The 24114-nt window shown below is 29.8% G+C and carries 29 protein-coding genes; 9 read left to right on the top strand and 20 right to left on the bottom strand.

All coding sequences use genetic code 11. From position 1 onward, the window contains the following. The first annotated feature begins 45 nt into the window (after nt 1–45). Genes QMG60_RS22675 through QMG60_RS22660 form a run of 4 tightly spaced genes read left to right on the top strand, consistent with a single transcriptional unit; the run spans nt 46 to nt 2818 of the window. Nucleotides 46–507, top strand: a complete 462-nt coding sequence (locus tag QMG60_RS22675) for a S24 family peptidase (RefSeq protein ID WP_281867982.1) — start codon at nt 46–48, stop codon at nt 505–507. Nucleotides 508–510: 3 nt separating this feature from the next. After that, on the top strand, nt 511–1785 hold the full coding sequence (locus tag QMG60_RS22670; protein WP_281867981.1) for a Y-family DNA polymerase: 1275 nt from the start codon (nt 511–513) through the stop codon (nt 1783–1785). Nucleotides 1786–1814: 29 nt separating this feature from the next. Beyond that, nucleotides 1815–2486: an SOS response-associated peptidase gene (locus QMG60_RS22665; protein WP_281867980.1), complete on the top strand. Its 672-nt coding sequence runs from the start codon at nt 1815–1817 to the stop codon at nt 2484–2486. Nucleotides 2487–2488: 2 nt separating this feature from the next. After that, nucleotides 2489–2818 carry a hypothetical protein gene (locus QMG60_RS22660; RefSeq protein ID WP_281867979.1) on the top strand — a complete coding sequence of 110 codons (330 nt, stop codon included), beginning with the start codon at nt 2489–2491 and terminating at the stop codon, nt 2816–2818. A gap of 3 nt (nt 2819–2821) precedes the next feature. Here the strand turns inward: QMG60_RS22660 and QMG60_RS22655 are convergent, their stop codons facing one another. Beyond that, nucleotides 2822–3112: a hypothetical protein gene (locus tag QMG60_RS22655; protein ID WP_281867978.1), complete on the bottom strand. Its 291-nt coding sequence runs from the start codon at nt 3110–3112 to the stop codon at nt 2822–2824. 61 nt (nt 3113–3173) lie between these two features. On the opposite strand from QMG60_RS22655, the gene QMG60_RS22650 reads away from it, so the two are divergent. Next, entirely contained in the window at nt 3174–3629 is a 456-nt protein-coding gene (locus QMG60_RS22650; protein WP_281867977.1) for a hypothetical protein, read from the top strand. 7 nt (nt 3630–3636) lie between these two features. Here the strand turns inward: QMG60_RS22650 and QMG60_RS22645 are convergent, their stop codons facing one another. Next, nucleotides 3637–3966 (bottom strand): hypothetical protein, encoded by a 330-nt coding sequence (locus tag QMG60_RS22645; RefSeq protein ID WP_281867976.1) that lies wholly within the window; start codon nt 3964–3966, stop codon nt 3637–3639. Continuing rightward, entirely contained in the window at nt 3966–4193 is a 228-nt protein-coding gene (locus QMG60_RS22640) for a hypothetical protein (RefSeq protein WP_281867975.1), read from the bottom strand. Before QMG60_RS22640 ends, QMG60_RS22645 begins: the two co-directional genes overlap by 1 nt. Before the next feature lie 257 nt (nt 4194–4450). On the opposite strand from QMG60_RS22640, the gene QMG60_RS22635 reads away from it, so the two are divergent. The 3 genes from QMG60_RS22635 to QMG60_RS22625 all read left to right on the top strand — a co-directional run bounded on the left by QMG60_RS22635 (nt 4451) and on the right by QMG60_RS22625 (nt 8380). Then, nucleotides 4451–6307: a gliding motility-associated C-terminal domain-containing protein gene (locus tag QMG60_RS22635; protein WP_281867974.1), complete on the top strand. Its 1857-nt coding sequence runs from the start codon at nt 4451–4453 to the stop codon at nt 6305–6307. A gap of 21 nt (nt 6308–6328) precedes the next feature. Then, the gene (locus QMG60_RS22630) at nt 6329–7213 is read left to right on the top strand and encodes a type IX secretion system membrane protein PorP/SprF (RefSeq protein ID WP_281867973.1); all 885 of its coding nucleotides are present in this window, start codon (nt 6329–6331) and stop codon (nt 7211–7213) included. Nucleotides 7214–7408: 195 nt separating this feature from the next. Next, nucleotides 7409–8380: a hypothetical protein gene (locus QMG60_RS22625; protein ID WP_281867972.1), complete on the top strand. Its 972-nt coding sequence runs from the start codon at nt 7409–7411 to the stop codon at nt 8378–8380. 148 nt (nt 8381–8528) lie between these two features. Here QMG60_RS22625 and QMG60_RS22620 read toward each other — a convergent pair whose 3' ends face one another. From QMG60_RS22620 to QMG60_RS22590, 7 genes are all read right to left on the bottom strand, one after another. After that, nucleotides 8529–8936: a hypothetical protein gene (locus tag QMG60_RS22620; RefSeq protein ID WP_281867971.1), complete on the bottom strand. Its 408-nt coding sequence runs from the start codon at nt 8934–8936 to the stop codon at nt 8529–8531. 50 nt (nt 8937–8986) lie between these two features. Next, nucleotides 8987–9271 (bottom strand): hypothetical protein, encoded by a 285-nt coding sequence (locus tag QMG60_RS22615; protein WP_281867970.1) that lies wholly within the window; start codon nt 9269–9271, stop codon nt 8987–8989. Between the two features lie 43 nt (nt 9272–9314). Next, nucleotides 9315–9620: a hypothetical protein gene (locus QMG60_RS22610; protein ID WP_281867969.1), complete on the bottom strand. Its 306-nt coding sequence runs from the start codon at nt 9618–9620 to the stop codon at nt 9315–9317. 29 nt (nt 9621–9649) lie between these two features. Then, nucleotides 9650–9934 carry a HigA family addiction module antitoxin gene (locus QMG60_RS22605; protein ID WP_281867968.1) on the bottom strand — a complete coding sequence of 95 codons (285 nt, stop codon included), beginning with the start codon at nt 9932–9934 and terminating at the stop codon, nt 9650–9652. A 207-nt stretch (nt 9935–10141) separates the two neighbouring features. Continuing rightward, complete coding sequence (locus QMG60_RS22600) at nt 10142–10426, bottom strand: type II toxin-antitoxin system RelE/ParE family toxin (protein WP_281867967.1); 285 nt, start codon at nt 10424–10426, stop codon at nt 10142–10144. 135 nt (nt 10427–10561) lie between these two features. Then, complete coding sequence (locus tag QMG60_RS22595) at nt 10562–10921, bottom strand: hypothetical protein (RefSeq protein WP_281867966.1); 360 nt, start codon at nt 10919–10921, stop codon at nt 10562–10564. Between the two features lie 89 nt (nt 10922–11010). Further along, nucleotides 11011–11199, bottom strand: a complete 189-nt coding sequence (locus QMG60_RS22590; protein ID WP_281867965.1) for a hypothetical protein — start codon at nt 11197–11199, stop codon at nt 11011–11013. A gap of 101 nt (nt 11200–11300) precedes the next feature. Between QMG60_RS22590 and QMG60_RS22585 the strand changes: the two genes are divergently transcribed. Continuing rightward, nucleotides 11301–11432, top strand: a complete 132-nt coding sequence (locus tag QMG60_RS22585; RefSeq protein WP_281867964.1) for a hypothetical protein — start codon at nt 11301–11303, stop codon at nt 11430–11432. A gap of 40 nt (nt 11433–11472) precedes the next feature. Here the strand turns inward: QMG60_RS22585 and QMG60_RS22580 are convergent, their stop codons facing one another. The 10 genes from QMG60_RS22580 to QMG60_RS22535 all read right to left on the bottom strand — a co-directional run bounded on the left by QMG60_RS22580 (nt 11473) and on the right by QMG60_RS22535 (nt 24042). Then, nucleotides 11473–11832 (bottom strand): hypothetical protein, encoded by a 360-nt coding sequence (locus QMG60_RS22580; protein WP_281867963.1) that lies wholly within the window; start codon nt 11830–11832, stop codon nt 11473–11475. Nucleotides 11833–11854: 22 nt separating this feature from the next. After that, nucleotides 11855–12073: a hypothetical protein gene (locus QMG60_RS22575; protein WP_281867962.1), complete on the bottom strand. Its 219-nt coding sequence runs from the start codon at nt 12071–12073 to the stop codon at nt 11855–11857. Then, on the bottom strand, nt 12046–12366 hold the full coding sequence (locus QMG60_RS22570; RefSeq protein WP_281867961.1) for a hypothetical protein: 321 nt from the start codon (nt 12364–12366) through the stop codon (nt 12046–12048). Before QMG60_RS22570 ends, QMG60_RS22575 begins: the two co-directional genes overlap by 28 nt. 35 nt (nt 12367–12401) lie before the next feature. After that, nucleotides 12402–12848, bottom strand: a complete 447-nt coding sequence (locus tag QMG60_RS22565) for a hypothetical protein (RefSeq protein WP_281867960.1) — start codon at nt 12846–12848, stop codon at nt 12402–12404. A 354-nt stretch (nt 12849–13202) separates the two neighbouring features. Beyond that, a complete protein-coding gene (locus QMG60_RS22560; RefSeq protein ID WP_281867959.1) occupies nt 13203–18146 on the bottom strand; it encodes a hypothetical protein in 4944 nt (1647 codons plus the stop codon). A gap of 48 nt (nt 18147–18194) precedes the next feature. Further along, on the bottom strand, nt 18195–18557 hold the full coding sequence (locus tag QMG60_RS22555; protein ID WP_281867958.1) for a hypothetical protein: 363 nt from the start codon (nt 18555–18557) through the stop codon (nt 18195–18197). Further along, nucleotides 18541–19893: a hypothetical protein gene (locus QMG60_RS22550; RefSeq protein ID WP_281867957.1), complete on the bottom strand. Its 1353-nt coding sequence runs from the start codon at nt 19891–19893 to the stop codon at nt 18541–18543. The genes QMG60_RS22555 and QMG60_RS22550 overlap by 17 nt, the downstream gene beginning before the upstream one ends. Before the next feature lie 18 nt (nt 19894–19911). After that, nucleotides 19912–20301: a hypothetical protein gene (locus QMG60_RS22545; protein ID WP_281867956.1), complete on the bottom strand. Its 390-nt coding sequence runs from the start codon at nt 20299–20301 to the stop codon at nt 19912–19914. A 12-nt stretch (nt 20302–20313) separates the two neighbouring features. Next, nucleotides 20314–21726, bottom strand: coding sequence for a hypothetical protein (locus QMG60_RS22540; protein WP_281867955.1), 1413 nt, complete (start codon nt 21724–21726; stop codon nt 20314–20316). Between the two features lie 81 nt (nt 21727–21807). Next, nucleotides 21808–24042, bottom strand: coding sequence for a TraM recognition domain-containing protein (locus tag QMG60_RS22535; RefSeq protein ID WP_281867954.1), 2235 nt, complete (start codon nt 24040–24042; stop codon nt 21808–21810). Nucleotides 24043–24114: the final 72 nt, after the last annotated feature.

The following is a 24114-nucleotide window of genomic DNA, read 5'->3' as shown; positions in this document are numbered from 1 at the left end:
TTTTTTGTTACAAACTATGCTAACTTTGCGTTTAAAAATGCATTGATGATGAAAGAAAGATTTTTAATAACTAACAGAGTTTCTTTTATTGAGTTTGATTACTCAGATACAAAAGAAGTACCTTATTATGATGGTGGTATTCCCGCGGGTTTTCCATCGCCTGCAGATGATTTTAAAGAATTAACTATCAGCTTCGATAAAGAAGTTTTCGGCACATCTCCATCTACAATATTTTGTGCCAGGGTAACTGGTTCGAGCATGGAAGGAGCTGGAATATCAAATAATGATATAATTGCGGTTGACAGATCTTTAGAACCTAAAAATGGTGATATCGCAGTTTGTTTAATCTATGACGATTTTACATTAAAAAGACTGCATGTAAACAAAGATTGTGTCTGGCTCATGCCTGAGAATGAAAAATACAAACCGATACAAATTACAGACAACGAATCATTTCAAATTTGGGGTATTGTAACTCACACATTGAAATATCATAGAAAACACTAATTTATGTATGCGCTTATCGATTGTAATAATTTCTACGCAAGTTGCGAAAGGGTTTTTCGTCCAAAGCTTCGTAACAAGCCAATAGTCGTGCTTTCCAATAACGATGGGTGCGTCGTGGCCAGGTCTCAAGAAAGTAAAGCTCTGGGCGTAAAAATGGGTGTTCCAATTTTTCAAATAAATGACCTCGTAAAAGAACACGGAATTGTTGTATGTTCTTCAAATTATACGTTGTATGGTGATCTGTCAAACAGAGTAATGACATTGATAAAACAATTTTCTCCGGATGTTGAAATTTACAGCATTGATGAAGCGTTTTTAAAATTTAACGGTTTTAAATATTTTGACTTTGATAAAATTGGACCAGAAATGCACAAAGTTGTAATAAAAGGAATTGGCATTCCTATATCTGTTGGCTTTGCTCCTACTAAAGCATTAGCCAAAGTTGCCAATAAAATTGCTAAAAAGTTTCCGGAACGCACAAACAATTATTACATTATAGATACTGACGAAAAAAGAATTAAAGCCTTGAAATGGACAGCTATTGAAGACGTATGGGGAATTGGCCGGCAACATACTACCAGATTAAAATCGATTGGCGTACATAATGCTTATCAGTTTACACAGCTAAATGATTCTTATGTTAGAAAATACTTTACTGTAGTGGGTTTGCGGTTAAAAAAAGATTTAGAAGGTGAGCCAACAATAGATTTTGAGGATATTAAACCAAAACAAAATATAGCCACAACTCGAAGCTTTGATGTAATGATGGAAAATAAAGATGATTTACGGGAGAGAGTTTCCACTTTCGCAACATTGGCCGGTGAAAAATTGCGCAAACAAAACAGCAATTGTGAACTGATCACTGTTTTTATTTATACTAACAGATTCAGGCAGGACCTGCCACAGTATCACGGCTCTAAAACAGTTAAATTACCTTTTCCTACTTCTTCGACGTTTGAATTAAATAAATATGCTCAAATTGCATTAGATTCTATTTTTGAACCAGGATATAAATATAAAAAAGCCGGTGTAATACTTATGGGAATTAGCCAAGATGAAACAATGCAACTTTCTATGTTTGAATATGAAAATCCAAAGCATAAAATTTTAATGAATGTTATGGATAAAATGAATTTAAAGCTCGGCGATAAAATAAAGTTTGGCAGTCAAGATTTAAAAAGAAAATGGAAAATGAGACAAGATAGTCTGTCCCCATGTTTTACAACAAATTTAAATGACATCATAAAAGTAAATGCAATTTCAAATGATTATCTTTAAGATAGCTAATTAATAAAAAATTTAAAAATATGTGTTATTTTACTCAACAAAATGCACCAGTTAGAAATTTAAGAGAACGATTTAATGCAGAGGTTGATAATGAAGATGCAATTGTTATCTCAAATTTTATTAATGGTTTTTCTTACCCTAATGTTCCTATAATACTCGATTCGTCCCCTAATGTAATAACTACAGATTACACATGGGGACTATTTCCTTTTTGGGCAAAAGATCTGTCTTTTAGAGAAAAAACTTTGAATGCAAGAATAGAAACTATTGAAAAAAAACCTTCATTTAGAAGTTCTATACAAAACAGATGTTTAATTATTGCAACAGGCTATTATGAATGGCATTGGAATGACCCTAAGGGAAAATCAAAAGATAAGTATGAATTAAAATCATTGGATGATGAAATATTCACATTTGCTGGATTATATACAACCTCAAAGAATCCTGAAACTGGCCAAGTAATGAATACTTACACTATGGTAACAACTGAAGGAAATGATTTGATGAAATATATACATAACAGCAAATCAATTAAGACAGGAAATTTACATGATGCCAGAATGCCAATATTGCTTAAAAAGCAGGATGAATCTGCTTGGTTAGATCAGAGCGTTAAATATTCAGAATTTGCTTTGCCTTATGAAGCAAACTTAACGGAATTTCCAAAAATACCACTAACACTAAATATATAAATATGGACCCGATTGACGATTTAACAGATGAACATTTAAAAGAGTTTTTCCTAGAGGATTTAAATTGCATAAATGATTTAACAGCATTTCGCTATCCTAATTACTTATATGATGATCATAGCTTCATTGAAGATCACATAAGAAGATGTCAAAACATACTAAGAAATTACATGATTAGTCAACACTCCGATTTTGAAATTGAAGACCAGGAATTACTTTCTATTATAGATGAAAAATTTGAAGAGATAATGAAGCTATGCGAAAATGAAATACAAGCTTTAAGTGTTAAGGCAGATTTTAAAACTGTATACATAAAAGATAACCAGGACTAAATCTTATTCTTTGCTAATGTCGGTATATTCTTTGTAGAACTTTTCAAATGTTGGTTTCATAAATGCAGAAAATTCATCCCCTTCTTTTTGATTTTTAAATACAAGTTTATTTTCATCAACTATTCTATTTATTTTAATATTTAGTCGTTTTGTAAACTGTTTGAAATTATCTAAATGAAATATTTTTACAGTAACTTGTTCAAGTCCGGACAAACTTTGAATCTCTGCTCTCATTTTAGAAATAAGTTCTTCTACCTCAATAATAAACTCTTTTTTAATTTTTTCGTAAATCATATCTTCTAATTTTTAAACCGTACTGTATTACAACAAATATAATATTCTTAAACACTCGATAATGAATTATTTTACTAACATACCGGACCAACATTTAAAGGAATTCTTTTTGAAAGACTTGACGTGCATTAATAATGTTATTGGTTTCAAATATCCAAATTATAAATTTGAATCTAACGACATCGAAGATGAAGATGAATTTTTCATGCAGCATCTTGAAAAATGTAAACGAATTTTAAAAAATTATATTAGATATGAATTATCTGAAATAGAGGAATTAGAAGATACAGAAATTGAAATTTTAGCAGAGAAAAAAGCACATGAAATTTATAGATCATGTGACAAGGAAGTTCAAAATGTGTGGGATTCACTCAATATGAAAGAAATCCATTTACACAAAAAAACAAAGTATTATAAAATAACTGATAGTCTAATTCTAATTCGTGGAGAAATAGCAGGAAGAAGTATCTTCCATAAAATTAAAAACTTATTTTCTAAGCCCAGGGTTTATAGATAGGACTAACTTAAACATAAATATCGATATCTTTTTGATCGGCCACTACCCTAGTTCCCTCTTTAGGTTCTTTTAAAATCTTGCTTGCTAAATTTAATATTTCCTCTGCAGAGAAAGAATTGTAATCAATCTGATCTCCTTCAAAATAAATATTTATAATGGTATTATTATCTATTTTGTCTTGCATTTCAGCATCAATATAGTCAGCTTGATTATCAGGCTCTATGCCAAAATAATCAATCTCAACAAGGTTATTGCTTATTAGTTGAGTAGTAAGCTTTAAAAAGCCACTTTCTCCTAATACTCTTTTTGGTGTTGTTAATGTAAGTGTATGTAGCATTATGAATTAATTAATTGGTTTTCTAAAAATGTTTTCATTTGAGTAAATTTATATTCTTCGAAAGGAATATCTTCCGGATATCTAACTGCATCCTTAAACCATTCCACATAGTGCTCTGTACAATATGACATGTTTAGCACCGGAATGAAATATCCTTTTTCCATCATTGAACAACAGCTGTCGCAAATCGAGAAACCTCCAGTTGATAAAAATTCTGCTGAGTTCATTTCTAATATTTTAAATAGCTTAATATTTGGAACTTCTTTGGCCACTTTAATGATTATTAAATTGAAATAATAAATATAAAAAAACCACCGCTAATAACCGTGGTTTAATTAATTTTTTGATTTAGAATTCTCTTAATAGAAACGCGCAATGTAAGAACTAATTTTAAAATTCTTACATATATATAAAATTTTTTATAAGTATTTTTTTATATAATTTTGATCCACCCCTTTTAATCTATTAGCACAATTTCCAAATTATGAGAAAACTTTACCTACTGCTAATTTTAGCATTAGCATCTAAGCAAACAGCTTATTCGCAAATCCCCCCAAATATTTCATATAAACAAAACAATGTTTTTGAAGTTGGTTCAGACATAGGCATTTTAAAACCAACTAATACCGGTGGTAGCATCTCAGGAGCTGAAGTAACCACTTTTGCAGGTAATGGTTTAACAGGCTCTCAAAACGGTATTGGAAATCAAGCAAGCTTCAATGTTCCCCAAGGAATGGCAATTGATTCCCAGGGAAATATTTATGTTGTAGATGTATACAATCATCAAATCAGAAAAATAACTCCTGCTGGAGTTGTATCAACTTTTGCGGGAAGTGGTCAGCCAGGTTCAAAAAATGGTCAAGGAGTTTCCGCAACCTTTAATTATCCAATTGATATTGCGATCGATCAGTCAGGAAATTTATTTGTTTCCGATTCAGGAAACCATAAAATCAGAAAAATTACACCTTCAGGAACAGTAACTACTTTTGCAGGAAGCGGCGCTCAAAAATTTGAAGACGGTACTGGAACTAATGCAAGTTTTAATATTCCCTTTGGTTTAGTTTTCGATTCTTTTCAAAATCTGTTTGTGGTCGATTCATATAATAATAGAATAAGAAAAATAACTCCATCATCTGTAGTTACAACCATCGCGGGAACTGGAGATAAAGGTGCTAATGATGGTTTAGGGATAAGTTCAAGCTTCAATTTTCCCCAGGGAATTACTATTGACTTGAATGACAATTTATATATTGCTGACATTTACAATAATAAAATTAGAAAAATTACACCTTCAACAATAGTTTCAACAATTGCAGGAAGTGGAGAAACTGGTAAAAAAGATGGAAATGCAAATGAAGCAACTTTTGACTCTCCCGCAGATGTGTCTTTTGATAATTATCGAAATTTAATTGTTGCTGATTTGAATAATAATAATATAAGAAAGATTTCTCCATTAGGAATTGTTTCAACAATTGCAGGAAATGGAGTGAGTGGCAATATTGATGGTACAGCTACAGATGCTTCATTCAATGGCCCAACAGGAATTATAATCAATAATGCAGGTGAAATCTATATTACCACAAGAAATAATACAGTACGTAAAATTATAAACAAGAATGGTACTTACAGTATAAATCCATTATTGCCTGAAGGATTAAAATTTAATCCCATTAATGGAGAAATTTATGGTACTGCTAAAGCTATAATGCCAAAAACGGAATTTACTGTCAGCGCAACTAATGAATATGGTTCAGCTTCATATACGTTTGCTATCCAGATAAATGATATTGCTCCAAATATTACTTATCAGACACCAAATTTATTTAACCAGGATAAATTAATTGTTCCCTTACTTCCATCTAATACTGGTGGAAAAATAATAACATATATCATAAATCCAAATCTTCCTTCCGGTCTTGACTTTAATATTGTTACAGGCGAAATTTCAGGTACTCCAAATAATTCTACTCCAAATATAATTTATACAATTACAGCATCTAACACTGGTGGTTCATCTTCATTTGAAATTTCAATAGGAATAATGGAAGAAAACGAAGAAAATATAAAAATTCAAATCTCCGAAGCAATAACACCAAATGGAGACGGAATTAATGATTATTGGATTATTAAGAACATAGAAAAATATACAAATTCCATTATATATGTATATAACCGATGGGGAACAGAAGTTTATTCTGCTAGAAATTATCAAAATGACTGGGACGGCCATTATAAAAATAATGCTCAGTCTTTACCTGATTCAAGTTCATATTTATATCAGATAGACATTGAAGGCGATGGTAGTATTGACTATCAGGGATGGATATATATAACTAAATAAATTACAATCTCAAATCTTAAAATGAAAACTATAAAATACTTATTGGCCGTAACATTATTATTTAGTGTAAGTCTTTCTGCTCAGCAAGAGAGTTTATTTACAACCTACAGATATAACATGAATCTTATCAATCCTGCATATGCCGGTGTAAATCATGAAACTGTATTTTCTAGCACCTTCCGGAATCAATGGACGGGAATTAAAGACTCTCCTCAAACTCAGGCTCTTTCTTTTGGAACACCATTAATAAAAAATGTCGGAATCGGGATTTCGATGATTTATGATCAAACTTTTATTGAAAAACAAACAATAGTGGGTTTAGACATTTCATATAGACTTCAGGTCAGTGGTTTAACTGATCTTTATTTGGGAATTAAGGCAGGAGGAACGTCATATAATGTAAATACTTCTGGTCTTGAAACTTATAATTTGCAATCCGACCCTGCGCTTTTTACAATAAATCAGTTCAATCCAAATATAGGAATTGGAGCCTTATTAAAAAACGATATATTTTTTATTTCACTTTCTGTTCCAAGATTATTAAATACTGAAAGGGCAAAAAATGTTAATGGTTATGCTTCATTAGCCACAGATAAACCAACTTATTATTTAAGTGGGGGTTATAATTATAATTTTGAAACATTAACACCTTTAGTTTTAAAACCATCGGTTATGTTACGATATGTAAATGGAGCTCCAGTGTCTGTAGATTTGAATACTATGTTAGAAATAGACAATATTTTTGAGATTGGTGGAACTTATAGAATAAATAACGCTTGCGCCGGTATTGCTACAATTAAAATAAGTAAACTTTTAAAAGTTGGATATGCTTATGAAATTAATTTTAAAAATGAACTTGCAAAAGCAAGAAATACAAATGAATTTTTTCTCCAATTTAAAATTTAAACTTACTGAATGCCTTTGTAAAAAATAATAAAATTGTAAATATTTTTGATTAATTATAAATAATGTCAATTTTTTTAATAATTTTATACATTATAAGGGTGTTTATTATTTTTATGTAAATTCTTATGTTTACTGTAAAACGGTAAGTATTAATTAATACTTTTGGGAAATAATCTTAATAAATTTTCCAAATCTATGAAAAAATTACTATTAATTGCGCTAGCGCTAAACTTCGTGGCTTGTTCAAATGATGACAGCACAGAAAACACAACTTCTGCAATTGCACCTGCAAAAAAAGAAACTTTTAATCCCAATCCTACTCCTCAGGATTATTTAAATGCAAAACACCCAGATTTTATGGCTTCTATAGAGTCATTAAAAAAAGAATCTCCCTTATCTGGCAGTACTGCAAAAACTCAAGCTTTTGTTAGTACTTATGTTCCAGATACAGCTTTTAGAAATGCAATTGTAAATATGGGAGCTGCGCAGGATGCCAATCCAGGAGATCAATGGGTTGAAGTAGACACTACTAGAGGAGGTTTATACATTGCAGGATTAGGTATTACTGATTTAACCGGAATAAATGGATTTACAGGTTTAAAACAGCTAATCGTTTCAGGAAATAATTTATCAACTATAAATGTTTCAGGATTAGCAAATTTAGAGTGGATTGAATGTCAGCAGAACCAATTAACAACTTTAAATTTAAGTGCAAATACTAAATTACAGCAGGTATGGTGTCATCTTAATCAATTAACTAGCTTGGTTCTTCCAAGTTCACCGACTTTATTTGGTGTGTGGTGTTATAGCAATCAGCTAGCAACTTTGAACCTAAATAACAATACTGGTATTACACAGTTGTTTATTCAAGGAAATCAACTTACTTCATTCAATTTTGCACCTTTTGTAAATATTGAGCAAATGAATGTTTCAAATAATAAGTGGGTTACTCTAAACTTTAATTCTAACCCTAAAATAAAATCAATCTGGTCATTTTCTATTACTACTCTTACCGATTTAAGTATCAAGAATGGAGCAAATACATTAGTTACTATTCAAGATTTTACAGGTAACACAAAAAGACCTCCAATTCATGTTGATGCATCATTTCTTCCAAATGCAAACACAGCATGGCCAAATAGAGGAGCTTCAACTTATGTACTATAATAATAGATTCTTATATTAAAAGAAAACCCTGTTCAGTGAACAGGGTTTTTTTATGACTATAGACTTTCTCTTCAATCTAAAGTCAAATTTGAATTAGTACACCTTTTAACGTACTAGTTCGAACTTCATTCAATACAAATATACTAATTTAATCTATTCTCAACACTGCTCTATCCTCTTCTTTCCCCCATTGTACCTGCCAAGTCCTACCATCTACTTTGTCAAGAAGAATAAAATTATATATGTTAGTTGTCGCATATAGAAAGAATCTACCGTTCTTCTCTTCATCTTTATTTACCAAAGAAATGTTTGATAGCGTAGTTACAAACCTAGATTTGCTTTCTGTACTCCATTGAACTTGCCACATTTGTCCAGTACGTGTATCCAATTTGATAAACGTATACAAATTTTGTGTTGGAAAAAGTTGATACGCTGAAGCCGTAAATTCTTGCTTGCTTTCAGCATTATTATTTGGAGTATCCTTTTTCAATTGCGTTTGAGCAACTAAATTCGTTGTGGCTAGCACTAGAATTAATAAAATTTTAATCTTTTTCATATTTGGTATATTTAAGAGTTAAATTCTTTCGCTCCATAATGATTCTGATATTAATTTTCTTCTAAATAAATAGGTTCTAAAAAAAGATCAACAAATGGGGCATTTAAAAAATCTCCATTCATATCTTGAACACGTATAATTTTATCAATTACTCTAAATAATCTTGTTTGGTAATCATTAGAAAGTTCTGTTTGCCAATCTTCTTGTGGACTAAAAAACGAAATCTTTTCATTACAATTGATTTGAATATTTGTTTTAAAAGAAATAGAACTATTGTCCCAAGACAAGTCTAATTCCTTTTTTTGGGATTTTATATTTAAAAAATAATGTGTCATATTTCTAGTCTTATCTTATAACAAAAAGTATATCCTATAAACTCTAATTACGAATATTTCTAATATAGAAAAATGCATTTATTTTGTCTTGTTTATATTTATGACCTAATAATATCATTGCAGCTATAAACTGACCATTTGAAACATATTTTCCTATATATTTTTCGCATTTATGTTTAAGACCATATGAAGAATGATTTAAATTAATCGTTGTTCTCGGAATTATCTCATAACTTATATAATCTTTAATTTCATTTAACTTAGAAATGTCTATAATATCTTCTTTTGCAATTTCTTGATCACTAAAACCATTCATTCCTAAGTTTTTTGGCAATATAATTTCTCTCATTTCCTTAAATAATTATTGTTATCAATTTCTCATGCGCATTCAAAATGACTAATTTTTGGTGGATTCTCTTCAAAATCTTGTTTTGCATTTTTCAAGTCATAATTTAATTGAAGATTCAAAAAATGTTTAGCACTACCTCCAAATACTTTTTCTAGCTTTAATGCCATCATTGGTGTTATAGAGGAATGTTCATTAATAATGTTTGACATATTGGAACGAGTGGTGTCAAGCAATTCAGCAATTTTACTTACTGATAATTTTCTACCTTCTACAAGTTCCATTTTTAAAATAGAACCTGGATGAATGTTTCTCATTTTCTTTTCCATAATACGTGTGTCTGTGATTGTAAATAAATAAATGTATGTGTGTATGTATATATGCGTATTCTATTATTCTATACTAGATATATTGAACTTTAAATATAATTAAAATTGTTATACCAAAAGCGATAGCAACTCTGATTCAAAAGAATCAGAATTGCCATTAAATTTTTCCATTAAATTTATTAATATTCATATTTACTAATGAGTATCTAAATAATCTAAATCGTAAGCATTTTTGTTTTCAAATCTAAATGTAATTCTGTAATTCCCTGAAATATCAAGACTCCAAACCCCTTTTAATTTCCCCTTAAGTTCATGTGGTCTAAGAAAGGTATAGAATGATAAATCATCAGGAACTTCTTCTAAAGCATCAATAATGGTTAAAACCTTTTCTACCCTTGAAAGGTGTGCATTATTAATTTTACTGCTGTTACCGTCGTTCCAAAGCTGTTTTAATGCTTTGTTTTTAAATGTTTTAATCATAAACATGGCTTTTATAATACAATTCATTTGTAAAGTGTAAAGATACACAATACACCTTGAAAAAACAAAAGAATATATACATTTATTTTCGACGATTATATCCATAAAAAAACCTCTAAAAAGAGGTTCAATTTGTTAGTTGTTTTTGTCTAGCAGTCTTTTAGTTTCATCCAGACTAATACCTTGAATTGTTTCATCAAAATTATCTTGAAGCAAATCTTGGAGATTATCGCATTCATCAAAGACATAAGGGAAGTCAAATGCATCGTAAATACTATCTGATTCCGATGGTTCAAGTAAAATTACTTCTTCCTTAGTACGTGGTAAAACTTCAATTTCGCTAAATGTATCTGGATATCCATTTAATATTTCTGCTAGCGTGTTAGCGTTATTTTCCGAAAGTGTTGTTAAACCTTCTTCTGAATTGATGTATAGAAAATACTTTTTCCCAGGAATTTCTTCAGCTGTAACTTTTACTAATACTGAGTGTGACATATAAATAAAATTAAGTTAAATTATCTTTCAAATGTATTAAATATAAAGTCTTGTCTCATTTTTTAATCAGAATAATTCATCTGTTAGGTTTAAAGTGGATATCGTTCAAGTACTTCTCTTTCCTTTTGAATTTTACTAATTTCTGCCCGAATAAAGCAAAGATCAATAAAGACATATATAAATAAAACTAAAAGAGCAATCAATATAATCTGTAATAATCTTGGCATTTTTCTAAATTCATAAATCTCTTTATTAATGTATATTCTAATTTTTTTCATTGTTTAAATGGCGTTTGGTGTTCTTAATTTCATTTAATCTTTTTTCCAAAAAAATAATTGAACGGTCTAGATCATCTTTGAAAATATTGAAATCCCGAAACATGAAAAAATTACGAATGAAAACAAATAATACAGGAATTAAAAATAACGAAATAGAAATAGGTAAGCTGAAATTCTCAATACTGTACCCAAGTAATAACAGCCAAATGAAATTGGCTGCATTCCTGGAATAAAGTTTTAAAGTATATTTTTTCATAGCATCAGTTTTAAGGTTTAAAGCAGAAATTTCTTTTTCTCAAGGTTTTTTACATCTTTAACGATTATGTAAGCTCCCATTCCATTGCAATAGACTACTTTTTTTATTTTATAATATTTTTTATTTTCAAAAACTCCTACCATAATAAAATCTCCTTTGATTGGTATTGTAGTTGTCTCATAATGGTCCAAAACAACTTTGTGATTATCAATATGCCGAACAGTTACAGAGGTCTTCATAATCTCTTCAACAACATAAGTCTGCAGTAGATCATGAAAATATGATCTAAGAGTTATAAACCTCACAAAATGAAACCATTTATTAGAAATTCTTCTTCTCAATTTTCTCCAGTATTCTTGAAATTTTTCAATGTTCATCTTTATATTTTTATGGTTCTTATTAAATATTTTCTCTTGCTAATTGGATTTCTTTTTTACTCCATTCCTGACTAATAGATTCTAAAAGTTCATATTCTTGAATTTGGATATCCATGTTTATTAAATCGAGCTTTCTGATTAAATCTGCTTTGTCTCTTTCCAGTTTTTCAATGTTCAGCGCCTTTGATTCAATCTCTCTTCCTATACCTCCATTTAATTTTCTGCACCAGTGAGTTTGCATAGACAGTAATTTAAATTTTGATCAAAAAAATCATAGAGTTTATTAAATTCAATTTCATCTTCTACGTAGTCGAAATAAAGCACTACAAGAGAATCGGCTGTTTCTAGAGGACAGTTTTCATCATAATCAGGAAAATCCATAAAGGAATTTTTTGCTTCTGTATTTCCCAATTTAATTATTGATTCAGGTGTAAAATCATGTCCGCAATTAAGTATGTATTGAGAAACTTCTTTGGCGTGTAAATCGACAAATTCTTTATACTTTGAATGTTCTTCGGGTGTAAATTTGTACATGATATTTTAATTAAAAATTAATGTTTGTTGTCCTTTTAATGTTTTTCAACCTTATAGAAAGAGAAATATTCTCTTCCTAACTTTTCTCTAATAACACTTCTTTCATTTTCTGAAACATGATTTTCTTCTGCAGTATAATTGTCTTCCAGTATCATTTCAATATTCCCGTTCCAACGTTTATCATCTATGAAATAACCGTACTTTGTAAAGCTTCTGTTACCAATATCAAAATCTGTCATTTCTTTTAAAGTCTGCATCCTTACATGTACAATGTGAATCTTTTGCTGAATGAATTTATCATTTGAATTAGATGAACTGTTTTCATAATAGACCGCCAGTTCTTTTTTACGGACAATCTTTTTTGTCAATCTTGCAAAACCATAAAAAACCCTGAATTGTCTTTTATTATCTTTTAGATAATCCATTTTTATTTTTAGTTCCTCAGGAGAAAGAGAGTATTTTTCTATTTTACTTTTAGCCATTTTAAAAAGTACATTTCCTTGTTTTTATTACTTAAAGATACCGCTTAAACCCCTGTATTTAAAGGATATTACGAGGAAAAACAGAATAATTAAAAGCTGTTTTTATTCCCTTTGGTTCATAATAGATCATCTACATAAAAGCGTTAAGGATAGAAGCAATTGTTTGAAATCTTTTTACAGCTTTTTCTGCTGAAAAAAATTGAGTGCGGATAGCCTGGCCAACGGAACGCCCAAAAAAATAAATAGACCATTAAAAAAAAACCTCCCCAAAAAAAGGAGAGGAATCAAAATTTTCCAAAGTCAAATTTTCTAAAACCAAAGGGTAAAAAACATTACTTGCTAACTATAATCAAATTACAATTTCGGCTTATTCACTTTACCTTTACTCTGATCTTCATCGTCTCTTTCATTATTATTTTTCTTATTCTCACGTTCAATCAAATGACCAAGCTTAACAATTTCTTTTTTCAAATTTTTAATTTCATCTGTACTATCAATTTTATTGTTCAGCACGTCATTAATTTCCTTTTGATTAACCAAAAGTCCTTCTAATTTTTTATTCTCACTATTCAGCAAAATTTCTAACCGGCTTAAACAATTCTTAGCATAATTTGCTACTTCAGAATCATCTTTAACAAACGTATTTGACTTCCAACCAATTTTAAACTTATTTGCAGTCTGCAGAAAAACATTGTAATTCTCTTTATCTATCGTAACATCTTTATGTTTAGGAGAAATTATCAGACCAAAACCATTAGAAAAATTAACGAAAGGCTCAGCATAATCTTTAGTTTTAAATTTACACTCAAGCTGATATCTAAGCGCAGTTGCAATTTCTTTATCATCACTAAAAACTTTATCATTAATTAAATTCGTCTGCAGATCTTTTTTTAATTCGATATCACTATTCAATTTCACAATAAGGCGTTCGCATTTTTGAATATCATCTTTAATAAAACTCAGCTGATTGGTTTTCTGTCTAAAGTTTAAATCATAAGAATTTTGTTTATCAATAAGACTGTTCAACTTTTTTTCAACCTGTAACTTCTGCGTTAAATATTGATTGGACGAGCAAGCGGCCATGTATTCTGAAAAATTCATACTTCCATTAACATCTATTAAACCTTCATCAATTACACGAGTGGAAACGCTTGAATTTTTAATCTGTAAAATGAAATTGTGTTTTATCTGCAGTAAATTAAATGTATAAGAATCCAAAGACTGCTTTGTCGCATAATAATTGACATTAAGTGTATTATCATACAAAGGCAAAAGTTTATTACCAGGGCGTTCACCTCTTCCATTTCTTTGGACCATATCTGTTGGACGCCAAGGAAAATCTAAATGGTGCAGCGCACACAATTTTTCCTGAACATTTCTACCAATTCCAAGTTTTGAAGTAGAGCCAATGAGAACTCGAATTATACCTTCATTAACATTTTTTAAAAGTGTTTGTATTTTTTTATCCCAATCATGAATGAAAGCAATTTCTTTTTCAGGAATACCTTTTGATATAAGAATTTCTTTAATATATGCGTACAAATTATAATTAACAGAACCCGGAACACCCTGATCACAAAAAATTAATTGCGTTCCTTTATCAGAATTATATTCATTATAGTAGTCAAGTACTGCATTTGACATTGTGTGTATTTTGTCATTTGGATGGTCCGGAAAATTTGGGTCAATTAATTTCAAAGACAAAGCCGATTTTCGTCCAAGATTTGTACAAATTAAGCCAACAGCTTTTTGAATATTTTTATCCGAAATTGAACCGGCAGATCTTCCAATTAAATAATCCGGATTTTTAGTTTCTCCAAATTTTTTAATTCTGTTAAAATATTCAAGCTGTTCCTTGTATGGTTCAATTGCAATTAGGTTTGTTTTAGCTTGTGGGCGTTCAATTTTAAAAGTATTGAAGTCGGCATAATTAGTAATGTCATTATACATTTTGGCAAGTTCCGGAACTTTAACAAAGTACCGGAATCTTTCTTTTTGTTTGATCATTCCGGTAACACTCTCTTCATATTCATTCGTTTTTCGGGCGAATACTCTGGCCCACTGGTCAAAATTATTCATTCCCTTTTCTTTAAGCATTTCAGGTCTTAAATATTTGAAAAGAAGATACAGCTCAGTAATACTATTACTGATCGTTGTTCCGGAAGCAAAAGTTATTCCTTTATCACCATTATGAATACCCTGAATATGGCGGACATAAGATAATAAGTTTGTAGTCTTTTGAACTTCATCCTGATTGCCTAATCCTGCAACTCTAGAGTGTTTAGTTGTGAAACTTAAGTTTTTAAATTCCTGGCTTTCATCAACAGTCATACTATTAAATCCAAGATCATCAAAAATTAATGTTCCTGATTCTTTCCTGCTATTAATTACATCATTAGCATATTTAAATTTAGCTTCAGCATCAGCAAGTTTTTTGTTTAAGGCATTTGTTTCACCACGTGATAAAAGTCTGCTTACATCGCTGTCATTTACAGTATTCTTTATTTCGTTTATCGTCTCCTGAAGAATTTCTTTCTGAGTATAAGGAGCAATAGGAAATTTCATTAAACAGGAATGAGCAGTGATAACTGCGTCCCAATTATTATTTGCAATTTTATAAAATGTTTCCTGTTTTTTTTCAGGTTTAAGATCATCAGGTTCAACTAATAAAAACTTTCCTTTTGGATATGTTGCTTTATAGGTTTCATAAATAGCAACGTAATTAGCATTTAAACCAGTTATCAATTCTTTAGATGTTAAACCAAATTGAATTTTTTTCATAGTGGTCATGGCCATAGTAAGCGATTTTCCAAATCCTACTTCATGATCTATTATTCCTCCTAATTGATTTATATTCTGCCATACTGCATTTTTTTGATGGTCGTAAGGTGTAACCATTGTTACATCATCAAAATTTAAAAGGGAAACATTATAATTTTCCTTCACAATTGCATTATTAAGCAGATGGTATTTATTTTCTAAAATCTCACACAAATCTGTTTTCTGCAATAACCAGTTGCTAAATGCGCTGTTCAATTTTTCAACAGCCAGTATAACAGCGTTCACCGTGTCTTTGTCAGCTACTTTCATTTTCTGATCACCGCGAATGATTTCCTTTTTATATTCCGGAATATTATGAATCATTGCGTATTCAAAAACTTTTAGATACCCTACTCTATTTGTGTTTGTTTCAACAGAATAGTTAGCATTTGCAAAACTGCTGTAGGGTCCTGAAATTTTAAATTTATCTATTGCAGAAATATGATTTATCGAAAAGTCCGGTGTACCAAAATGTTCTTTGGCAAATAATTCATAAATTGAATTATCTACCCAAGGTTCGCCCATTCCAGGATTTATTTCGGCTATGTTTAATTTAAACGGAATCGCTTTAATTAAAGTTTCCTTAGCTTTATCTATGATGTTTTTATCAATGAGTTCGGCCAACTTATTATCTGTCTGCAGTAATCCAGAGTTTTGATAAATACTCAATTTACCTTCGACATACCCGCTGACAAATTTTGATGGTACAACTAATTCAAAACCATCAATTTTATCATAACCTTTTATGATCGGGTTGATATATAGAATCTCTTTGTTTAAAGCTTCTTTTGCCCAGACATTAAATTCTTTTTGATACACTGAAGAAATAAAATCAACATCTAATCTGCCATACTTTTGAAAGCTTAAAGCAATAGAGTCTTCAACAGTTTGAATTTTCGGATTATCAATTTTTAAACTTCCAAAATCTTTTGAAAAAATTTCACTTTTATTCCAAACTCCATTTTCATAGATTTCTAAACCTTTAAGAAGATCACTGTCTGTTTCAGATGCTAATAATCTGCTGTTTGAAATCGTGTTAATATTATCTCCTAAAAAAACAAAAAGATCATACTGTTCGTTCAGGTTCTGCTGTAAAATATTCGCTTTTGGAATATTGTTTTCACGCAGTTCAAAACGAAGTTTTTTATAAGTATCTCTCAGTTCTAATAAAACAGATAATTTTTGATGATCTTTTGGGGCAACACTAAAAGGAACTTTATCTAAAAGACTTATAGATTCATTGCTGACAATAACTTTTTGAAATATATTATCAAGAAAAATGATATTACCCGGTTCAACAAAAGGATAAGATTTTAAAATTAAATCATGAGATTCAGAACTTAGTGATCTATTAACTTTTTTGTCTACCTGAAGCTCGATATCGAGTAATTTTTCAATACCATAGTTTTTAAAATCAGAATTTAATACTGCAGATAATCGTTCATGATTATCATCTGGAGTATTTTCCTGAACTGATAATATTTCCCTTCCAAGAACTCCAGTTGTAAAATATAAACTGCCTAAAATATTATCCGGATTATTATGAAGAAATTTATTGATAGGATATTTCTTTTCGTCTTCCAAATAATAAGTGGATTCTATATAATCTGATTCCCGCTGAGAAATTTTATTTTTCGGCTCTAATGGTTTTTGAAAAATCAATAAATCGCTTACAACTTTGGTTCTGCTTTCTTTAAAAGTCTGGTCGGAGAATCTGATGCAAGATATCAGGTTCATTTCTTTAACTAATCTTTCTCTTAATTCTCTGCCTTCAAAATCATTATTCATACTTGAAGTTGTCATTAAAGAAAGGATTCCTCCAGGCTTAACATTTTCAAGACCTTTTACAAAAAAGTAATTGTGGATTTTGCCATTTACTAAAAGCTTATTTTCATTAGATAAATGCTGATCATAAACAGAAAAATTTCCAAAAGGCACGTTGCCAATAGTAAGATCATATAGTTTTTCAGGTATAAAATCTTCATATCCTTTGTTATAAATTTGAACATTTGGGGAAGAAAAATTATTATGAAGAATCCGGGCGGTGAGATTATCTAATTCAACAGCATCAATTGAACTATTTGAGTTTAGGAATGGTTTAATAAATTTTCCTGATCCTGCAGAAGGTTCGCAGATATTATACGATTCAAGATTTTTATTTTCCCAATAATTTTGAATTGATTTGCTTAAAGCATCAACTATGTAATTAGGTGTAAAATATGAAGTAAGCATTGCCTGAGACAATGAATTTCGTTCCTCGAAAGTCAGTTTGCATAAAGCACTGTAGAGGTCTCTTTTTTGAGGAGTTAATTTTTCCGGAGAAATTGATTTATCAATGTACTGCAGAACTTCATAAAGACTGTCCTTAAATTTTGATAAACCCTCAGTATTGATTGTTTGTGATTGTTTTTGCGATATGTTTTTATCGGCTATGTAGTTGATTAAATCAACGAAGTCTTTTAAATCTTTAATTATCATTTGTCCTTAGTTTGGCAAATCGAACAAATGACTATTCTTTATTTTGTTTTATTTAATTTCTTCAGTATCGATAAATGGGTGTTTATCTAAATCAAACTGGTTAACGTATTCAATATCTTCGTTGTATTGTAATTCGTCGTTTAAAACGGCATAAATATCTTTGTATGCTAACTCTTTACACCCATCAGCAGGATGATTTAATTTTCTGTAGTCTATTTCTTTTTCTAGAAATAAATTCACTTTAGGTTCTAAATACGGTTCTAAAAGACTTGCTTCAGAAAGTGATTTATATACTAAAGGATATAATTCCTTTAAATGGCTAACAATGACCCTGTAATATGGAGTATCGATTAAGTTTCGATCATATTGATCATTAAATTCCAGCTGTCTTTTTTTAAAATTTTCTTCCATAACTTTTAACTTTTTCTATTTTGGGCAGTTCCTTTTTTTTTTCTGCAGTAATTCCTTTTCTTCTTTGTAATTCTTCATTCCAGTCATTTGAGTGAACCGGCTTATGCGGAATATACAATCTTTCGGCTTTTAATTCTTTTATAAATTCTTTAAAATTAGTTTGTACCAAATCTATAGACTTTGGAATATTTAATGTTATTGAAGTTTCATTTTCTTTAACTACAACATACTTGCCAAATCTATTATCTGCTGTAAAATTTTTATCAATATTATTGGCCTGCTGTTCAAAAACTGATTTTACATTTTCAGTATTCAGATCTTCTTTTTTCGTAAAAGTGAAATTGTAGAATGTATCATTTGAAGTAAACTCTACCGGTGTTATAAACTTGTTTATCAATGATGCTGTAAAAAGCACATCATAATTTTTTCCAGGCTTTTTAGATTCTAATTTATCAAAATCATTGTCAGTTAATGAAACAAATTTACAATCTGGAGTTAATGGCAGTTTTGAAATTTCTTCAATAATATTTTTCATTTTACTATCGTATAAGTTACCTGAAAATGATAAAAAACAATAATTTTTAGAACGGTCGAAACTTGGATTCGCATAAAGCAGTTCTATATAACTGGCAATATCAATTCCTGATTCTCCGTAAAAGACACCATCAATTTTATTCATGCCTTTTGTATTTGTGAAAAAGGCATTTTCGTGATCTCCTAAAATTGATTTTTGCTTTGAATTTCTAACTTCTAAACCTTTCAATTCCTCTCCTGAAGACAAACCAAATGCAACGTTTGTTATAATGTGGCCATTATCTAATCTGAAATAAGTATTAAATAATTTATCTTCAAAAAGTGGAAGTTTCAAAGTATTTAAACTAATGTTTCTTTCATTTGTCAAAAAGGAATAGTCCTCAATTGGTTTATGATTCCATTCTTTATTCTGCAGAGAATGTAAAGTTTCCTTCTTTTGTAAATATTTATCCTTATCTAGAATTGCTTCGCTTTTTCCCTGGTTAATATAGTTACCAAAAAATTCATTAAGCTTTACTAATGATTTATAAAAAGCTTCATTGCTTTTGTCTACCGAAACCGAACCGGAAATTCTATTTCCAACAAAGCTGATAATATCGCCTTTATCACTATCATTGTCTACATTAGAATAAGTGTTTGCTTTTGCTTTAACCAATATCCTATCTTTTGTAATAGGATTGTCCAATCTCATCCAGTTCTGAGTTGATTTTTCTTTATCAATTTTATAACCGTTTGACAATGCATATTCAACAAAATTAATTTGGGCAATAATTTCATCTTTACTTTTAAATGTTGTGGCCATAAAAAACTGATTTAAAAATTATTTATACTTTGAAACTACTTTTGTGTATTTGTTTAATACATCGTGAAATTCTTCATGAATTTCAATTAGTTCTTGTTTATCAATATCTAAGTAGATATGCTGTTCCTCCTTTTTGAAGTAATCATCATTTTCAAACTCTAATAGCCATTTATAAGAATAGCCTAAACTTGTAAAATGATTTATTATCGTCAGAAAATTAATTCCTGTTCCTCCTTTACCATGCTCAATGTTGTGTAAAGCTCCTGAAGGAAGGGAAAGCATTTCTTCGTAACCCTTTATTGACCATCCGTGAGTAATCCTTAATTGTCTGATTCTTTCACCAACTTTTAAAAAGTGTTCTTTCTGTAGATTGATTTGGGCATCTGTATCGTTATTATTCTTAGTCACTACTATATATTTTTAATTTGATAAAACAAATATTTTCTCTTCTTCTATATATTTTTCAATGATTTCTTCATCACTGGTCTTGTCAGCTACAGCTGTACTAATTTTAATATTCTGCATTGTCCAGTCTAAATACATTGGCTTTTCAATATGAATATCAAATGGCGCAGGAAAAACTTTAATCAATATCTTTTCTATAAAGAATAAAGTTTTAAAGTTTTTAGGAATTTTAATCAACAAATTTCCCTGTTCATCTTGTGTAGGTACTATTATATCATCTTTTAAAATTGGTTTTGCATCTTCACCTAAAGTCTTTAAAACCTGTTGAACTTTAGACGTATTATTTGTCCTTATATGTCTTAATAATTTATCAAGATTTTTTTCCTCACTTTTGCTGTCAATTTTTATTGTAATTGCTTCATAAGTTTCTTTTACGAATTCAATTTCAGCATTTATCATTTGAAGGATTATTTTAATTTCATTTACAAAGTTTACTATAGAGACATTACCGGCTAAATATAAATTGCTTTTTTGTCTATTTAATACACTTTTTAAATGCTCATAGGTTGTTTCATCTTGTTTAAAAATTGAAACATAAAACCTATTCTCTTTTAAATGCGAAAAATGCGCTAACGCATCTTTTGGATTATTTACAACTGTAACTTTTGTTCTAATACTAACTTTACCTTTAAAATTCTGGTCAAGTAAAAAGTTATTTGAAAACCACAATCCTGTTTCCACTGTTCCTGGAGCAAAAAAATTAATATCTGATTTTACTCTCTTTTTTTCTTCAATTTTATTCTCAAAATATAAACCACATTCTTTTCCAGATTCATTATATAATGGAAAAGCTGTATTTATAATGTCCAACTGTTCTTCGTTTATTATAAGACCTCTAGAATTGAAAATCGTTCCTTTGAATATTGGATGATCTAAAATGCTTTTTGAGATCTGAAAAGATTCAAGATATTTTGAATCATAAATTGGTTCGCATTTATAAAATGTCGTAAAAGTGTTCTGCTTTAAATTTTTTAAATCCTCGGCTGTTGTATCTAAATCTTTTTTTGTTTCATTCTCGCCGTTTGAATTTATGTAGAATACAAGTTTTCTAACAGCTTCTATAAAGTGATCTTTGTTAGGCGCAAATGTTTCATAATCACTTTCAAGTTCAATTCTGTTTTTAACGAAATCAATAATGTTGCCAGAATCGCTAAATAATGAACTATAATAAATGTCAGTACCTTTATTATTTCCCACAAAAACGATATCATCATTGAGGACCAGACTATCTTGTTTCGTATAACATTTGAATCCTTTCACGTTCTTGTGGGGCAACAATTTGTATCCGTTGGCAATCAGATACTCGTGAAAATCAATGTTCTTTAAAATTTTTGGAATAACATCTTCCAAACTAGCAAATGCCATCATATAGGTTTCTTTTTTTAGAAAATATACGCAAGATAGTCACAAAATTTTAAATTCGTTAAAATCCTTAATAATATGTAAATGTTATTCTTTCTTTTTCAAATCATTAATGTTTGGTATAGTGGATAAAAAGTCTTTCATTCTGTTTTTTTCATATTCCTGATCATCATCATCATCGTCAGATTCTTCCTCAAATAATATTTTTTCTTCAACATGATCAAAATCATAATTCCCTATTTCTTCATTTTCAATTACTTCATTATGATTAAAAATCATTTCTTCCTCTTGTCCATTATTTTGAAATGGTAAAATATTATCTTGTTCCAGGCTTGATCTTACATTATCAGCTTCTGCTTCGATTGCATTTTGTCTTTCATCTTCAATGCGCAGCATTTCTTCTGCCACTAGTTCATTTATCTGAGTTTGAATAAGACGAACATTATCTCTCAGGTCTTCAGATGTTAAATTTGGATAAACCATAGGGTACTTAACATTGCTCATGTCGTCTTTAGGGGGATTAACATCACCTCGAAAAGCTTTTAATTCAATCTTTTGTTTAAAATTATCTGAAACAACTCCGCAGAACTCTCCTTGAGATAATTGAGAAATATCTTCCGGTGGGACTATATAATCTCTTTGAGTATTAAAGCTTGTTGAAGTGTTATCCTGATTAATAGATATAGATTGGGTAGTATAATTTATTTTTCCAATTGCTTCAGACATTTTTTTAGCTGTATCAATAGCTACTTTTCCAACTACAATATTATCAATGGTATTAAAAATTGAATCTGCATATTCTTTACCATATTCTAAGATTAATTGAGTATAATCTTGAGCAGATAAAACAGTACAGACTTTGTTACTACGAGCTGTCGCAATTAATGTATTTAAACCGTGAATATATGTTGTCGGAAATTCATCGACATGATAAGCGCATGGCACTCGGCCGTGGTCATTAATTAATTTTGCACTTTGACTGAGGTATAAGCCAAGAGCCGGTGCATTTGTTTTTTGAGTTTCCGGATTATTTGCAATATTCAAAATTGTTACTTCTTCCGGCAGATTTACTTTTAAATTTACTCCCGTATTATCAGGGTCAGTCATTACCCAAAACATTTCATCTGTTGCACATTTTCCTAATGGGATTCTTGCCGAAGCTGTCTGTCCGCTTAACTGCTCAAAAGATTCCTTCGCTAATGCATCAGAAAATGATGATGTAAAATATCTAAGATCAGGATAGCTGTCTAATATAGTTAAAAGCTTTTCATCAGGTTGCTGAATTAACTCTATAAGGTGTGGAAATGAACAATAAATACCTCCTTTGTACTCTCTTAAAAACCACAATGCGGCAACTGTCAAAGACATTGCCGACATTTGAAAGAAATCCTGTTTCTGCGCACTTTTTTTATCAAGATTGTAATAGATAGTATAAACAGCATCCATTGCTTCCTGCTTACTTTTTAATAATCTTCTATGAATTGGATTACATCTGTCTGAATATCGTGGGTCAGAAATATTTATACAGGCAAATCTTCCCTTATTATCATATTTTTCATAGGAAGATTGATGTTTTAAAAAATAATAATAAGCGAAGTTAGTCAGAGTTGGAAACTTATAATCATAATTTATAAAAGCAAAACCTTTTAGAATCCATTGTCTGATAAATTCCTCATTAAATGAATATGATTTTCCGGAACCTGGTTTACCTAATACAAGTGTTGCTCTTTCCGGAGAAACAAAATTTATATAACCTTGTTCCATTATAGGTTGCATCTTCTTATCATAAGCTTTTACAAATGTAAATGGAATATTAACACTCATGGGATTTACAAGAAGCTCGGTGTTTTGAGGAAATATTTTATTTACTTTATTGTATCTGTCTTTGATAAGTGTATTGTCAAAAAGTCTGTGCAGTGCGTGATAGCTTTTAATTACAAGTGCATACGAACCTAAAACCAGTATAGTATATAAAAAAACATTTCTATACATAAAAATTAAAAGTGATGTACATAAGAAAAGTACAGTTGTGCTGATTCCAAAAATGATAGCTTCATTTTTTTCAATATCAACATTCTTTTTTCCATTGTCAAACATCACAAAAAAAATACTCATTAATAAAACGCCTAGTTTTGGATAAAATGGACTTTTTAGAAAACCCATTTTAAGGAAAAATTTAATAATAGTATCAAAAAGACCGTGATGTAGTCCAACTCCATGAAAAAACTTGTAGTTAAAATAATAGATATCAAGCAAAAGGAATATCATTGCCAATAACATTCCTAAGCCTTTATACTTTTCAAATTGATTTTTATCATCCATAAATTATTTGATTTAAAATTTTAAAAAAAAACCTCCCACATTGGGAGGCTTTTAAACACAAAATAAAGAATA

Source organism: Flavobacterium sp. GSB-24 (genome assembly GCF_027924665.1).
Taxonomy (GTDB): Bacteria; Bacteroidota; Bacteroidia; order Flavobacteriales; family Flavobacteriaceae; genus Flavobacterium.
This window is presented reverse-complemented; position numbering and strand designations above follow the sequence as displayed.